The organism is Roseicella aerolata (assembly GCF_020523605.1).
GTDB classification, from domain to species: domain Bacteria; phylum Pseudomonadota; class Alphaproteobacteria; order Acetobacterales; family Acetobacteraceae; genus Paracraurococcus; species Paracraurococcus aerolatus.
In genome coordinates, this window is the sequence record NZ_JAJAQI010000075.1 from 1 (window position 1) to 14,266 (window position 14,266).

Annotated in this window: 12 protein-coding genes; 7 read left to right on the top strand and 5 right to left on the bottom strand. The window is 68.9% G+C overall.

The window, feature by feature from the left end; genetic code table 11:
• Positions 1–168 precede the first annotated feature (168 nt).
• The 3 genes from LHA35_RS26375 to LHA35_RS26385 all read right to left on the bottom strand — a co-directional run bounded on the left by LHA35_RS26375 (position 169) and on the right by LHA35_RS26385 (position 1,692).
• Entirely contained in the window at positions 169–636 is a 468-nt protein-coding gene (locus LHA35_RS26375) for a hypothetical protein (RefSeq protein WP_226614018.1), read from the bottom strand.
• Between the two features lie 300 nt (positions 637–936).
• Positions 937–1,098: a hypothetical protein gene (locus LHA35_RS26380; RefSeq protein WP_226614020.1), complete on the bottom strand. Its 162-nt coding sequence runs from the start codon at positions 1,096–1,098 to the stop codon at positions 937–939.
• A gap of 195 nt (positions 1,099–1,293) precedes the next feature.
• On the bottom strand, positions 1,294–1,692 hold the full coding sequence (locus tag LHA35_RS26385; RefSeq protein ID WP_226614022.1) for an SPW repeat domain-containing protein: 399 nt from the start codon (positions 1,690–1,692) through the stop codon (positions 1,294–1,296).
• Between the two features lie 480 nt (positions 1,693–2,172).
• On the opposite strand from LHA35_RS26385, the gene LHA35_RS26390 reads away from it, so the two are divergent.
• From LHA35_RS26390 to LHA35_RS26410, 5 genes are all read left to right on the top strand, one after another.
• The gene (locus tag LHA35_RS26390; RefSeq protein ID WP_226614024.1) at positions 2,173–2,817 is read left to right on the top strand and encodes a tetratricopeptide repeat protein; all 645 of its coding nucleotides are present in this window, start codon (positions 2,173–2,175) and stop codon (positions 2,815–2,817) included.
• Positions 2,818–2,831: 14 nt separating this feature from the next.
• Positions 2,832–4,184 carry an outer membrane protein assembly factor BamB family protein gene (locus LHA35_RS26395; protein WP_226614026.1) on the top strand — a complete coding sequence of 451 codons (1,353 nt, stop codon included), beginning with the start codon at positions 2,832–2,834 and terminating at the stop codon, positions 4,182–4,184.
• Positions 4,185–4,267: 83 nt separating this feature from the next.
• Complete coding sequence (gene der, locus LHA35_RS26400; RefSeq protein WP_226614027.1) at positions 4,268–5,614, top strand: ribosome biogenesis GTPase Der; 1,347 nt, start codon at positions 4,268–4,270, stop codon at positions 5,612–5,614.
• Positions 5,615–6,348: 734 nt separating this feature from the next.
• The gene (locus LHA35_RS26405; protein WP_226614029.1) at positions 6,349–7,068 is read left to right on the top strand and encodes a Calx-beta domain-containing protein; all 720 of its coding nucleotides are present in this window, start codon (positions 6,349–6,351) and stop codon (positions 7,066–7,068) included.
• Positions 7,069–7,465: 397 nt separating this feature from the next.
• On the top strand, positions 7,466–8,695 hold the full coding sequence (locus LHA35_RS26410; RefSeq protein ID WP_226614031.1) for an ABC transporter substrate-binding protein: 1,230 nt from the start codon (positions 7,466–7,468) through the stop codon (positions 8,693–8,695).
• A 272-nt stretch (positions 8,696–8,967) separates the two neighbouring features.
• On the opposite strand, the gene mepA is transcribed toward LHA35_RS26410, so the two are convergent.
• Both mepA and LHA35_RS26420 read right to left on the bottom strand, forming a co-directional pair.
• A complete protein-coding gene (mepA, locus tag LHA35_RS26415; protein WP_226614032.1) occupies positions 8,968–9,753 on the bottom strand; it encodes a penicillin-insensitive murein endopeptidase in 786 nt (261 codons plus the stop codon).
• A 50-nt stretch (positions 9,754–9,803) separates the two neighbouring features.
• A complete protein-coding gene (locus LHA35_RS26420; RefSeq protein ID WP_338051000.1) occupies positions 9,804–10,562 on the bottom strand; it encodes a polysaccharide biosynthesis/export family protein in 759 nt (252 codons plus the stop codon).
• A 161-nt stretch (positions 10,563–10,723) separates the two neighbouring features.
• Here LHA35_RS26420 and LHA35_RS26425 point away from each other — a divergent pair, with 161 nt between their 5' ends.
• Positions 10,724–12,895 (top strand): GumC family protein, encoded by a 2,172-nt coding sequence (locus tag LHA35_RS26425; RefSeq protein WP_226614035.1) that lies wholly within the window; start codon positions 10,724–10,726, stop codon positions 12,893–12,895.
• Positions 12,896–12,904: 9 nt separating this feature from the next.
• Positions 12,905–13,903: a UDP-glucose 4-epimerase GalE gene (gene galE / locus LHA35_RS26430; RefSeq protein ID WP_226614037.1), complete on the top strand. Its 999-nt coding sequence runs from the start codon at positions 12,905–12,907 to the stop codon at positions 13,901–13,903.
• Positions 13,904–14,266 lie beyond the last annotated feature (363 nt).

The window sequence follows — 14,266 nt, forward strand, 5'->3', positions numbered from 1 at the left end:
CACCCGCAGCGGATGGTCGGCCCGGACCCGTTGTTCCAAATCCACGTAGCTGAACAGCGACCCAACCACCGCATCACTGCCACGCATCCTCACCCCGCTCGCTGCCGGGGGTAGGGAATCACGCAGGCGGCATCACCACAATGAATTTCAGCAGCCTGTTAGGACAAGTCAGGGAATGTTTGGCGCGACGTTCAAGGAGCAAGTTATGGGCTCCCCTGTCCCGCCCATGACGGTGCCGGTCACAGGGTCGAGCAGGGTCGAGAAAAACGCGCCGTTATTGACTGCATGCTGCCCCATTCCGCCATCACCGGGATGAGTATTGTGCGGCGCGCCCTTCGATACGTTGCCAGCTCCCGTGCGAGGTTGCGTGATGGGCGCAATGGGGTTGTTGGCGAATCCCCCATTCTTTGCGGCAGCCGTTCCGGATCGCGAATGCATACCCATGGCGCCGCCGTGCATGGCGTCCGTGACATTCGGACTGTCGTACTGCGCCAACCCTGAGGCAATTTGCCCCCAGCACTGGTTGATCTGTCCGCTTGTGCCAGGATCTTGGGGAGATGCAGCGCGCGCGGCTCCTGCGATGCCAACAGTAAGCCCAAGGCAAAGGCCAAATGCGGCCACACGAAGAATACGCATTGATGCTCACTCCTCTTACGATTGTTTTTTGCAGCACAGCGGGCGAACCACCCCTCCAGAGGAACCAGAGCGACTATCGCTTTCGAAAGCTGCGGCAGAATCTCCCAATGAAAATAATGCCGTTAAGCCCTGGTCCCCAAAACTGAAAAAGTAAATTGGCAGATAAACAATAACAACAGGCCGTTGATCAGCATTCCTTCTGGCCAGAAACAGAATCCTTTTGGGACTTTTCGGATCCCGCATGGGCTGTTGCCGCCCAAGTGCTACCTCGGGGTTTCGTGGACTCCAACAATGAATATATCACAAAAATGAGATATCTGAAACAACTTCAACATTCGTGCCGTGGAAGTTGAAACATGGCCGCTCCCGCTCAGGTTTTTCTTGATGTGATATTGCGGCTTTTGCGGGGAAGCTGCGTCGTTCCTGTTGGCCGATGCGATCAGAAACAATGCTGACGCACATGTATCGAATTCCTGATGAGAGCCCGACGATCATCCACCCGCGTGGCCCCGGGCTGGCTCCTCAACAAAGGCGGCTCCGGCGCCGCACATTGCCGGTCCGAAAGTCAGAGCCCGCCCGCCATGACCCAAGCGCCGCTACGCAGGCGCCTGAGCCGCACTCCTGGCAATCCTGCCCCGCCTTGGTTGAGCCTGGAGGCTAGCGCAAGGCTCGACGCCGCGGGCCGGCCGGCAGGCGACGCAGCGCCCCATAGACCGGCCGGGTCCGCGTGAGGAGGCCGGCGGCGACGGCGAAAAGGCCGAAGGCAAGGTGCGGTGATCGCCGACGCCGCGCAAAACCGAGCAGCCAGGGCGAGGCGGCGAGCGCCGCGCCGCCCGCGATGTCAAGCGCGAGGTGCTGCCGCATGGTCAGCGCCGGCACCAGGCCAAGCTCGTAATCGGTGAGGGCGGCATAGGCGATGGCGCCGGCTCCGGCTGCCTGGGCGGCGCGGGCCTCCGGCGTGCCGGGCGGCAGCCGCAGCCAGTGCGGCGCCAGCAGCAGGGCCGCGCCCCAGAGATAGTCCACGGCCCCGTGCAGGCGGGTGGAGATGACGCGCATCGGCTGTGTCCCCGGCGGAATGCCGGCCAACGCGGCGCGGAGGGCGCTGTTGCCGGCGGCCGAGTCGCGGCCGGGCCGGTCACCGCCAGGGCCAGGGCGCCGCGGCCGGCGGGATCGGCGCGGTCCGGCCATCCGCCACGCCCCGCGGCAGGGGCAGGACAAGGGGCGGCTGCCGCCAGCAATCCACGCTACCGATCGAGCGGGTGCAATAGGGCGCCGGAGGCGGTGCGATGACAGGGGCGGGCCGCGGCGATGCGGCCGATGGCACGGCGGCCTGAATCGGCCGCCCCGAGGAATCAGCGGGCATGTCGGGCGCGGCCTGGCCGAGGCCACCCTCGGGGCCCGGCGCGCCGCAGCCGGCCAGCCACAGGCCGAGGAGTAGCAGGATGCGCATCGCCATGCCCTGACCCCTAGCGCCGCCGGGCTTAACGCCCCGCCAAGGGACTGCTATGCACCGCGCCTTCGGCCAAGGATCGCTGCGTGCCCGATATCTTCGACGAGGTGGAGGAGGATCTCCGCGCCGAGCGGACGAAGCGCCTGCTGGCCCGCTATGGCGGGCTGCTCGCCGGCGCTGCGCTGCTTATCGTCCTCGGTGTCGCCGGCCTGCAGGGCTGGCGCTGGTACGAGGCGCGCGGCGCCTCCCAGGCCGCCGAAGCCTATCTCGCCGCCGGCCGCACCGCCGCCGAGCCGAATGCCGACCTGAAGGCCGTTGCCGAGCGCTACAGCGCCCTCGCCACCGAGGCACCAGACGGCTACCGCACCCTCGCGCGGCTGCGCGCCGCGGCCCTCAGGGCAGAGGCCGGCGACCGCGCCGGGGCCGTTGCCGAATGGGATGCGGTCGCGCGCGACAGCGGCACGGACCCGCTCTACCGCGAACTGGCGACGCTGCTTTGGGCGCTGCATTCACTTGATGGCGGCGATCCGGCGGCGATTGAAGCCAAGCTCGCGCCGCTGGCCCAGGGGCCCTGGCGCGCCTCGGTAGAGGAGGTGCGAGCGCTGGCCGCCATGAAGCGCAACGATACTGCGGCGGCGCGGCAGATCCTGACCGGGCTCTCGGCCGATGCCATGGTGCCGCAGGGCGTGCGGGACCGGGCCGGGCGCCTGCTGGCGGATCTCGGCAGCTGATGCGAGGAGGGGGGATGCGGGGTTTCACCCGGAGGGGCGCCCTGCTGGGCGGGGCCGGCCTGCTGGCCGGCTGCGAATCCATCACCGACGGCTTCGACCGTATCTTCGGCGAACGCAAGGTCCCGCTGCCGGGCGAGCGCCGGCCGGTGCTGGCGGCGGAGCGTCCGCTCGGCGCCGATCCCGGCGACACCCGCGCCGTGACCCTGCCGCCGCCGGTCGAGCTGGCGGAATGGCCGCAGGCCGGCGGCTCCGCCTCCCATGCCGTCGGACATCCCGCGCTCGGCAGCGGCCTGCGCCAGGCCTGGAGCACCTCCGTCGGGAGGGGGGCCTCCTATCGCCGCCGCCTGGTCGCCCCGCCGATCGTCGCGGGCGGGCTGGTCTTCGCGATGGATGCCTTCGGCCAGGTCACCGCGCTCGACGCCGCGACGGGACGGCAGCGCTGGTCGCTCGATACCCGGCCGGAGAAGGAGCGCGATGGCGCACTCGGCGGCGGCATCGCCTGGGAGGGCGGGGTCCTCTACGCGGTGACCGGCCTGGCCGAGGCCATGGCGATCGACCCGGCCACCGGCCAGGCGGGCTGGCGCGTCGCGCTGCCGGCCCCGGCCCGCGGGGCGCCGACGGTCGCCGGCGGGCGGCTCTTCGTGCCGACCACGGAGAACCACCTCCTTTCGCTCTCCACCACGGATGGCCAGCGGCAATGGACCTATCGCGGCCAGCCGACCACGACCATGGTGCTCGGCCTGCCCGCCCCGGCGGTGGAGGGCGATGTCGTGGTCGCCGGCTTCGCCTCCGGCGAGCTGGCGGCGATTCGCGTGGCGGATGGCCGGATCATCTGGAGCGAGACGCTGGCCTCCGCCCGGGGCGGCGGGCTGGCGGACATCGCCGCCATCACCGCCCTGCCGGTGATCGACAACGGGCGGGTGATCGCCGCCGGGCTCGGCGGCATCGCCATCGCGCTCGATCTGCGTTCCGGCCGCCGGCTCTGGGAACGCGAGGTGGCGGTGGGCGAGACGCCCTGGGTCGCTGGCGACTGGGTCTTCCTGGTGACGACGGGCGGCGACCTGGCCTGCATCGGCCGGGATGACGGGCGGGTGCGCTGGGTGACGCCGCTCGGCCGCTTCGCCAATCCGGAGCGGCGGCGCGACCCCATCACCTGGGGGCCGCCGGTGCTCGCGGGCGGGCGGCTGCTGGTGGCCGGCAGCCATGGGCGGATGGTCGAGGTGAATCCCGCCGATGGCGAGAGGGCCGGCGAGATCCGCCTGCCCGGCGGCGCGACGCTGGAGCCGGCGGTGGTTGGCGGCACGCTCTTCGTGCTGACCGACGACGCCTATGTGGCGGCTTTCCGCGGTGCGCCCTCGGCGGCCTGACGCCACCGGCCGGGGAGCACGGAAGGGCCGACACGGGGCGTAACCATTGGCCCTCTCGCGCGCTTTCGGCTATCGGAGGCGCCATGCTCCCCACCATTGCCATTGTCGGCCGGCCGAATGTCGGCAAGTCGACGCTGTTCAACCGGCTTGTCGGGCGGAAGATCGCCATCGTGGACGACACGCCGGGCGTCACCCGCGACCGCAAGGAAGCCGAGACGCGCATCGCCGGCCGCGCCGTCCGCCTGCTGGACACGGCGGGGCTGGAGGAGGCGGCACCCGAATCCATCCAGGGCCGCATGCGCGCGAGCTCCGAGGCCGCGGTGCGGGAAGCCGACCTGGTGCTCTTCGTGGTCGATGCCCGGGCGGGGCTGACGCCTTCCGACCGGGCCTTCGGGGAATGGCTGCGGCGGCAGACCGTGCCGGTCATCCTGGTGGCGAACAAGACCGAGGGGCGGCTGGGCGGCTATGCCGCCATGGAGGCCTATGAGCTCGGCCTCGGCGATCCGGTACCGGTCTCGGCCGAGCATGGCGACGGCATCGGCGAGTTGCATGACGCCGTGCGCGAGAACCTGCCGGAGGAGCCCGGGCCCGATGAGCGGGACGATCCTGAGCGGCCGCTGCGCCTGGCCATCATCGGCCGCCCGAATGCCGGCAAATCGACGCTGCTGAACGCCCTGCTGGGCGAGGAACGGATGATCACCGGGCCGGAGCCCGGCCTGACCCGCGACGCCGTGGCGGTGGAATGGACGGATCCCTCGGGCGGCAAGGTCCGGCTGGTGGACACCGCGGGTCTGCGCAGGCGCGCCCGGATCGAGCAGGCGCTGGAGAAGATGTCCACCGCCGCCTCCATCGCCGCGCTGAAGGAGTGCGAGGTGGCGATCCTGGTGGTGGATGCGCTGCTGGGCATGGACGAGCAGGATCTGCGCCTGGCGCGGCTGGCCGAGCGGGAAGGCAGGGCGGTGGTCCTGGCCTTCAACAAATGGGATGCGGTGGAGGACCGCGCCGCGGCGCGCCGGAAGCTGGAGGACGTGCTGACCGCGAGCCTGGCGCAGTTGCGGGGCCTGCCGGTGGTGCCGCTCTCGGCCCAGACCGGGCGCGGGGTGGAGAAGCTGATGCCGGCGGTGCGGGAGGCCTATGCCCTCTGGAACCGCCGCATCCCGACCGGCGAGCTGAACCGCTGGTTCGAGGCCATGATCGCCCGCCACCCGCCGCCGCTCGCCGAGGGGCGCCGGATCAAGCTGCGCTACGCGACCATGCCGAAGGCGCGGCCACCGACCATCGCGGTGTTCGGCACCCGGGCGGAGCAACTGCCCGAGGATTACCGCCGTTACCTCGTCAACGGCTTCCGCGAGACCTTTGGCATGCCCGGCGTGCCGATTCGGGTAAATCTGCGGGGGACGAGCAATCCCTATGCGGAGGCGGAGGGGTAGCGCGATTCCCTGGCCCCGCTGCCGGAGGGCATTGGGGATGGAGGATCGGCGCTGACCCGCGGCTTCGCCGGCCTTGGGGTGATTCCGGGTTGGCGGCGGAGGCGTGGCTGCGCCCGGCCGTCGCGGCTGCGGACTCGTGCGCGGTAGCGCAGCTCCGGCACGCTGGCTGATGCCCATGCGCACCGCCTCCGACACGCTGCATTACATCTGGGACAGGGGGAGGAGGGGCGGACGCCTCCTCCCGCCGGGGCCGCCGTGCGCAGATGCGTGGTTCGGCGGTCCAGGCACCGCGGCAAGGATGGCTGGCAGCAGCCCGGTGCGGGGGCCAGCCCCGGCGGCTGAAAGGACCTGAATCTGTCACAAATCTGCACCGACCTCGCGGGGGCGAGAGCGGATTCCTGCGGCCGCGCCTGTTGGTGGAAAAGAACGAGGTGTCGACCTGCTGATTAGGCAAATATTCGCCTGCAAGGTTCGTTTCCAAGGAGAGAGCGCAACTTCTTTGAGAAAAACACCGCAGGAATACCTTTTACATTACACGGATGGCCGAGATCGTTCCTATTACAATACCGCCACAATCACACGTTATTGCATAGCATCGGGCGCATCAGCCGTTCCGCCTAAATCGCATAAAGTATACAAAGTGTCGGCCTGGATGGTCCGGGTCCGCGGCGGTCTGGAAGGTCGGCGCTCGCGGCCGTCTCCATTGATAATCAGCAAGCCGGAGGATGGCCAAAATGTCATATGACCATGCAAAGCCGGTGTATCATTTCAAGCCGAAGTATGAAGTTTCGATCGGGGATGACACGGTCAAGGAAGGCGGCACGCTGAAGTTCAAGGTCGAACTCGACAAGGTTGCCAAGGAAGACATCTACATCTTCTACAAGACCCATGATGGCACCGCGAAGGCGGGTTCGGACTACAAGGCCGAATACGGGGTCGTGAAGATCGAGAAGGGCACGAAGTCCGACTACATCACGATCAAGACGATCGAGGATAAGACGTACGAACCGACGGAGAATATGTACGTCAAGATCTGGGAGCATCACAAGAACGTCGATGTCAAGGACGGCACCGGCGAGGGCACGATCAAGGACGACGACAAGCCCAAGGAATACAAGCTCTCAATCAAGGACGACGCCGGCAAGGAAGGCGAGAAGCTGAAGTTCAAGGTCGAGCTCGACCATAAGGCGGACAAGGACATCACGGTCTGGTACAAGACCGAGGACGGCACCGCCAAGCACGGCCATGACTACAAGGGTGAGTACGGCAAGGTTGTCATCAAGGCCGGCACCGACCACACCTACATCGACGTCAAGACGATCGATGACCATAAGAAAGAGGCCACCGAATTCTTCAAGGTCAAGATCTGGGAGCACTATGACAACGTGAAGCCCGGCGACTACGAGGCGATCGGCAAGATCTACGACAACGGCAAGGACTACGACTGGGACTGAGTCGGTCTCGGCCGGGCGGGCGCATTACGCGCCCGCCCTTGCGCATGGGAATGGAGTGGGGCCGCGAATCGCTGCGGCACATCTGCCGGACAGTGCCCTGTGCGTTCGGGTTGTGCGTCCAGGTGCCGGATCGTTTGTGACCGCCAGGAGGCAAGAGGATACGGTTGCGGCCCTGGACGCCAAGTATTACTGGCCGCGCTTGGCATCCTCCGCGGCGCGCGACGCTACGCCAATATTGGTGCCTTCTTGTCACCGCACCGAGGTCGATGACCATTCTGGCAGGCCCGCGAAGCTGACACATCAGGTGCCGCCGTCGCATTTTCCCCCTGTGCCGCCGGGCGCTTTGCCCTAGGCTCCGCGGCGAAGCCGCAACAAGCGGCCACGGGGAGGACGCTCCATGATCCAGCTCTCAAGGCGGGCGGCGCTCGGCGCGGCCATAGCCACTGCATCCGGCCTCGGTGCCGCGCGCGCGCAGGGTCAGGCCCTGCGCATCGGCGTGCTGTCCGACATGTCTGGGCCCTATCGAGACATCAGCGGGCCGAATTGCGTCGTGACGGCGCGGCAGGCGGTGCAGGATTTCGGCGCCGCCACGCGTGGCCTGACTGTCGAGATCATCCAGGCGGACCACCAGAACAAGCCCGATGTCGGCGTGAACATCGCCCGGCAGTGGTTCGACCAGGGTGTCGACGCCATCCTGGAGGTGAACAACAGCGCCATCGCCCTGGCCATCAGCAATCTGGCGCGCGAGAAGAACAAGGTCCACCTGAACAGCGGCGGCGCCTCCGCCGATCTCACGGGGTCGGGCTGTAGCCCGAACATGGTGCACTGGACCACCGACACCTGGGCCAATGCGCAGAGCACCGGCGGCGCCCTGGCCAGGGCCGGCGCTAGGCGCTGGTACTGCATCACCGCCGACTACGCCTTCGGTCATTCCGTGCAGCGGGAGGTGACGCGCGTGGTGCAGGCGAATGGCGGCCAGGTGGTCGGCAGCAGCGTCTATCCCTTCCCGCAGACCACCGATTTCTCCTCCTTCCTCGTCACCGCCTCCTCGCTGCGGCCCGATGTCATCGCGCTGTGCAATGCCGGCGTCGACATGATCAACTGCGTGAAGCAGGGGCAGGAATTCGGCCTCGCCGGGCGCAACATCCGTGTCGCCGCCATGATCGGCTTCATCGTGGACGTCCACACCCTCGGCCTGCAATCGGCGCAGGGGCTGACGCTGACGGAAAGCTTCTATTGGGACCTGAACGACCGCAGCCGTGGCCTGGCGCAGCGCCTGCGCGGCAAGATGGTGAACAACCATCAGGTCAACAGCGTGCAGGCGCAGGCCTATTCCTGCGCCTTCCACTATCTGCGCGCGGTGGAGGCGATCGGCCTCGCCCGCGCCAAGGCTTCCGGCCTGGAGGCGGTCGAGGCGATGAAGCGCCTGCCGACTGATGACGACGCGCATGGGCCGGGCTCGGTCCGGGCGGATGGCCGCAAGATCCACCCGACCTACCTGTTCCAGGCCAAGACCCCGGCCGAGAGCAAGGGGGCGTGGGATTACCTGAAACTGGTGGCCACCACGCCGGCGGACCAGGCCTTCCGGCCGATCGCCGAGGGCGGCTGCCCCTTCCTGAAGGCCTGACACCGCCGGCCCGAGGGCGCATCGCCGCCTGCGTCCTGTGTCGGACAGGCCCTCGAGGGCGGGCCTGGGCGCCGGGAGAGGCGTCGCCTAACCGGAGCGATTCGGGTGCCGCCATGGCGTCCTGAGAGGAGGCCGGGCCGCCCGGCCGACGCTACCAAACGGCGGCGGCGCCTAAAGCGGATTGCGTTCAAAACTGAACGCCAATCCGCTGTAGACCGCTGTTTATAGAGCAGATTCACGCTGCGGGGCGTTACGCCCCTCCGTGATCTGCTCTAGCGTGCCTCCAGAATCTCCCGGCAGGCGGCAGGCAGGCGCGGCGCTGGGCCGGGCGGGCGAGGGGGCGGCCGGCGTGCCTCCGGCGTCAGCCACCAATCGAGCGTCGCATCGCAGCCATCGCCGGGTGGCGGCGGCGGCTGGCTGCGGCACTCGTCCTGGCCTGGCGGACAGTGCAGGCGGATATGCATGTGGCTGTCGTGGCCACGCCAGGGCCGGACGCGGTTGAGCCAGGCCGCGCCGGCATGGGTGCGGCAGAGCTCGCGCTTGATGGCATGGTTGACCAGGATACGGTCGATGCCGGGCATCTCCGCCGCCAGCCGGATCAGCTCCGCATGCCGTGGCGTCCAGCGGGTCGGATCGACGCCGGTTTCGTCCGGAAGGACGAGGGAGGGAACCTGGATGTCCTCCCGCGCCGCGGCCGCCAGGGATGGCTTGGGCGACAATTCCAGCCAGACATCTACATCCAACCCGGCCTGGTGGCTGGCATGGCCATAGGGCATCGGTCCCCCGCGCGGCTGGCCGAGATCGCCGATCCAGAGCGCCGGAAAGGCTTTCGCCCGGGCCCGCCCGGTGAAGTCGCGCAAGAATTGGATAAGCGCCGGGTGCCCCCAATGGCGGTTGCGCGAGAGCCGCACTGCCTGCCATCCCGGCCCGTCCGGCGGCAGTGCCACAGCGCCGGCGATGCAGCCGAGGCCGGTGCCGCCGATGATGCGCGGCGGTCCGGAGGCGGGACCCGGCACCGCCGCCCAGCGTGCCGGCGCATCGGCCGCCTCCGCTGCCAATGCCGCCGCAGGCGCGGCCGCGAGGAGCAGGGCGAAGGCGGCCGCGCGGATCAGAAGCGCCGCTCGAAGACGGTGATGGCGTCGCCCGGCTGCACCAGCGCCTCACGGCCGGCGCGATACTCCACCGGCCGCCCGTCCGGCCCGATCCGGGTGATCGAGACATAATCCCGGATCGCGCGATAGTTGAAGCCCCCGGCGACCGCCACGGCGGTCAGCGCCGTCATGCCGGGCTGGAAGGGGAACTGCCCCGGCCTTTCGGCCATGCCGAGCACGAAGATGGGCCGATAGGTCGTCACCTGGACGGCGACGCTCGGGTCACGGAACAGGTTCTTCGACTTCATCTCCTGCTCGATCGCGCGCTCGACCTCCTGGGTCGTGCGGCCGGCGGCCCGCACGGTGCCGACCAGCGGCAGGGCGATGGTGCCGGCATCCGAGACTCGGAAATCGCCGGTCAGTCGCGGATCGTTGAATACAGTCACGCGCACTTGATCCTCCGGACCCAGACGATAGGCAGCCTGCGTCGCATCGGGCAAGGGCGGCAGGCCGGCGCCCGGCCCGGCGCAGGCGGCAACCGCCAGCAACGGGAGCGTCCAGACAAGGCGGCGTGCAATCATCGTCGGGCTTTCCTTCCCACTGTCGCGCTGATCGCGCGGGCAACGTCGCAGACCCTGCGCCGTCGCGCGATCTCCCACGGCATCTCTCTGCCAGAGCGCGCGCCGGGAGCACATTCGCGTTTCCTTGCGCAGGTGGTTCATCACGCCGTTGTTTGCGCTGCGCCGCGAAGTTCGCCGCCCCGTTGATTGACCCATCAACGACCCGCCGCGTATTGCCTCTCGCCTGTTCAGCGCTGCCGTGAAGGGAAGACGCAACCAGCATGCTCGACAGACCGGTTGAGTCCAGGCCACCCTCCGAAAAACGGCCGACGCTCCGCACCCCAACGCCCGTCGCCGCGCCCATCGAGCCAGAGGGCATGACCGTCACGGCACTGCTTGCGGCGCTGCGGCGGCGGCGCTGGGTGCTGATCCTCTGCCTGCTGCTCTTTCCGCTCGCGGCCTTCATCGCCGCGAAGCAGCTGACGCCGCGCTACACCGCCAGCGCGACCGTCATGTTCGAGCCAACCGATTATTCGGCGCGCGAGCTGCAGAGCATCCTGCGTGACGAGACCACGACGGATGCGGTGCTGGCCAGCCAGGTCGAGGTCATCCGGAGCCTTTCGGTCGCCCGCCGCATCGTCCGGCAGTTCGACCTCACCAGCAGCGAGGAATTCTTCTGGTGGGTCGGCGAGGCCAAGCGGGTCGAGGGACTCCAATTCCGCGCGATGGACACGCTGGCGGGCTGGCTCGGGGCGCTCTCGCCGAGCCTCGGCGAGCTGGTGGCGCCGGAGCCGATGGCGCCGCGCCCGCCGGAGGAGCGTGCCGAGATCGCCGCCGCGGAATCGGTGCGCGAGCGGATGAAGGTCGAGGTGGTGCGCAATTCGCGCGTGCTGACCGTGAGCTTCGTCTCGGAGGACCCGCGGCTCGCCGCCGACATCGCCAACCTCGCGGCCGAACTCTACATCGCCGACCAGTTGGAGACGAAATTCAACGCGGTCCGGCGGGCGAATGACTGGCTTGACGGCCGGGTCGGCCAGCTCCGGCGGGAGCTGGCGCAGACCGAAAACCGCATCGCCGAGCTGCGCACCAGCTCCGGCCTGACCCGCGGCGTGAGCGCAGCGCTCTCGACCGAGCAGGTGAGCCGCATCAACACCGACTTGGTGGAGGCGCGTAACGCCCTGGCCATGGCCGAGGCGCGGCTGGCCGCGGCGCGCGGCGGCGGTGGCGGCGCCGACATGACCGCGCTCGGCTCCTCCAACCTCGTGCAGCAGCGCGCGGCACGCGACCTCGCCCGCTCCGAGCTGGAGCGGCTCTCGGCCACGCTCGGGTCCAATCACCCCGATGTCCGCGCGGCCCGGTCGAGGCTGCAGGATGTGGAGCGCGCGGTCGGCGCCGAGACTGGCCGCGTGGTGCAGGCGCTGGATGCGACAGTGCGGGAGACCCGCGCGCGGGTCCGCAGCCTCGAGGATGCCCTGCGGTCCCAGGAGGCACGGGTCAACCAGAGCCAGAGCGCGGAGATCCAGGTGGCGGCGCTGGAGCGCGAGGCCGAGGCCTCCCGCACCCTGCTCCGCGCGGTCCTGGAACGGTCGCAGCAGACGGTCTCGCAGACCGCGATCGAGAAGCCGGATGCGCGCATCCTCTCGCCCGCCACCCTGCCGGGCAAGCCGAGCTTCCCGAAGACCCTGCTGATGGTGGCAGCGGCGGCCGTCCTTGGCGGGCTCTTCGGCCTGCTGATCATCTGGTTCCTGGAACAGGCCGACAGCACGCTCCGCTCGGGCGAGGAGATCCGGGCCGGGCTCGGCCTGCCCTGCCTCGCGCTGGTGCCGATGCTGCGCCGCGGCCTGCTAGGGCGGCACCGGGTGGAGGATTACGTCGTCCGCAAGCCGCTCAGCCCCTTCGCCGAGAGCATGCGCACGCTGCGCGCCGCGCTCTGGCTCGGCTCCGAGCCGCCGCGGGTCGTCGTCATCACCGCCGCCCGGCCGGGCGAGGGCAAGACCACCACCTCGGTCGCGCTCGCCCGTTCCGCCGCCATGAATGGCGAGCGCGTGCTGCTGATCGACTGCGACGTGCGCCAGCCTTCGCTGGGCCGGGTCTTCCGTTGCGAAGGCGCGCCGGGCGTGACCGATCTGCTGCTCGGCCAGGCAGTGCTGGAGCGCATCATCCGCCGTGATCACCTCTCCAGTCTGGATTACATCCCGGCCGGCGCGGCGGAAATCCACTCCCTCGGCCTCTTCATGTCGGAGGCGATGGCGGGGCTGCTCGACCGCGTGCGGCGCGATTATGACCTGATCGTCCTGGATGCGCCGCCGGCGCTTGCCATGGCGGACGCGCGGGTTGTGGCGCGCCTTGCGGATGCAACCTTGCTTTGTGTCCGCTGGCGCGATACCCCCCGCTCGGTCGTGCGCAACTCCCTCGGTCTTCTGGAGGAGGCGCATGCCCGGGTGGTGGGCGCGGCGCTTACGCAGGTAGATGCCAAGGTGCATGGCCGGTCCGGCTATGCCGATGCCGAGGTCTATCACCCGCGCTACGGAGGTTATTTCAGGGAATAGGGGTTCAGGATGAATGGACGGCGTTTTCTCGTCACCGGTGGGGCTGGCTATGTTGGCAGCCACCTTGTCCTGACCCTGGTAGAGCGTGGCGCGGAGGTCGTCGTCATCGACGACCTCCGCCAGGGACATCGTGGCGCGGTACCGCAGGGTGTCGAATTGGTGCAGGCCGATATCGGCGACCGGCGGCGCCTGTCGGAGGTCTTCGCGGCCTGGAAATTCGAGGCCGTTTTCCACTTCGCCGCGCTGTCACTGGTCGGCGAGAGCATGCGCGATCCGCTGCGCTACTGCAGCGAAAACCTGTCGAACAGCCTTGCCGTGGCCGATGCCGCCGTAAAGGCCGGCTGCCTGCGCTTCGTCCTCTCCTCCACCGCCGCGCTCTTCGGCAATCCGGAGCAGGTGCCGATCCCCGAGGAGGCGAAGCTCGCACCCACCAATGCCTATGGCGAGAGCAAGCTGATGGTGGAGAAGGCGCTCGCCTGGGCCGACCAGGTCCATGGCCTGCGCTCCGCCTGCCTGCGCTACTTCAACGCCGCCGGCGCCGACCCCGAGGGCCGGATCGGCGAGGACCATGAGCCGGAGACGCATCTCGTGCCGCTGGCGATCGGTGCCGCGCTCGGCACGCGCCCGCCGCTGACGGTCTTCGGCACGGACTACCCGACGCCGGATGGCACCTGCATCCGCGATTATGTCCATGTGACGGACCTCGCGGATGCCCATATCCGGGTGCTGGACCGCCTGGCGCAGGCGAGCTGCCGCTACAATGTCGGCAACGGCACCGGCTATTCGGTGCGGCAGGTGATCGAGGCGGTGGAGCGGATCGGCGGCCGGCCGGTGCCGCATTCCTTCGGCCCGCGCCGCGCCGGCGATCCGGCGGTCCTGGTCGCCTCCTCCGCCAGGTTGCGCGCGGAGACCGGCTGGGCGCCACGCTTCGGCGCGCTGGACGATATCGTCCGCACGGCTTGGGCCTGGCATTCGAAGCATCCCCGGGGCTTCGGCGATCGCGGCTGAAGTGGATCGGGCAGGGGCGTGAACGCTCCGGGCCGAAACCCTGTCCTGACTCAATGCCCTGCAGCGGAGCGGCGTTCGGACATCGGCGGCCAATCCGCTACAGGGAGGGATCTCGCCGGAGTGGCCCCGTTCAGGCGAGGGCTACAGCGGATTGCGTTCAGAACTGAACACTCATCCGCTGGTGCTCCTTGTCTTCCGAGCAGATTCACGCCTTCGGTCGTTCACGGCCTCCGGCGATCTGCTCTAGACCTTTATTGCCCTGACTGTGCATAGCCGCAGTGTTGGAAGTAGGCGGCGCACTCGCTCGGACTGAAGCGGTCGAGGAGACTGCCGATGGTATCCCAGAGGGTGCCGACGGTCCTG

What these genes read in the sequence shown, in the direction of transcription:
- LHA35_RS26420 (WP_338051000.1), bottom strand. Translation starts at nt 10,562, where the DNA reads ATGGGTCAATCAACGGGGCGGCGAACTTCGCGGCGCAGCGCAAACAAC.
- galE (WP_226614037.1), top strand. Translation starts at nt 12,905, where the DNA reads ATGAATGGACGGCGTTTTCTCGTCACCGGTGGGGCTGGCTATGTTGGC.
- LHA35_RS26405 (WP_226614029.1), top strand. Translation starts at nt 6,349, where the DNA reads ATGTCATATGACCATGCAAAGCCGGTGTATCATTTCAAGCCGAAGTAT.
- LHA35_RS26410 (WP_226614031.1), top strand. Translation starts at nt 7,466, where the DNA reads ATGATCCAGCTCTCAAGGCGGGCGGCGCTCGGCGCGGCCATAGCCACT.
- LHA35_RS26385 (WP_226614022.1), bottom strand. Translation starts at nt 1,692, where the DNA reads ATGCGCGTCATCTCCACCCGCCTGCACGGGGCCGTGGACTATCTCTGG.
- der (WP_226614027.1), top strand. Translation starts at nt 4,268, where the DNA reads ATGCTCCCCACCATTGCCATTGTCGGCCGGCCGAATGTCGGCAAGTCG.
- LHA35_RS26395 (WP_226614026.1), top strand. Translation starts at nt 2,832, where the DNA reads ATGCGGGGTTTCACCCGGAGGGGCGCCCTGCTGGGCGGGGCCGGCCTG.
- LHA35_RS26425 (WP_226614035.1), top strand. Translation starts at nt 10,724, where the DNA reads ATGACCGTCACGGCACTGCTTGCGGCGCTGCGGCGGCGGCGCTGGGTG.
- LHA35_RS26375 (WP_226614018.1), bottom strand. Translation starts at nt 636, where the DNA reads ATGCGTATTCTTCGTGTGGCCGCATTTGGCCTTTGCCTTGGGCTTACT.
- LHA35_RS26380 (WP_226614020.1), bottom strand. Translation starts at nt 1,098, where the DNA reads ATGTGCGTCAGCATTGTTTCTGATCGCATCGGCCAACAGGAACGACGC.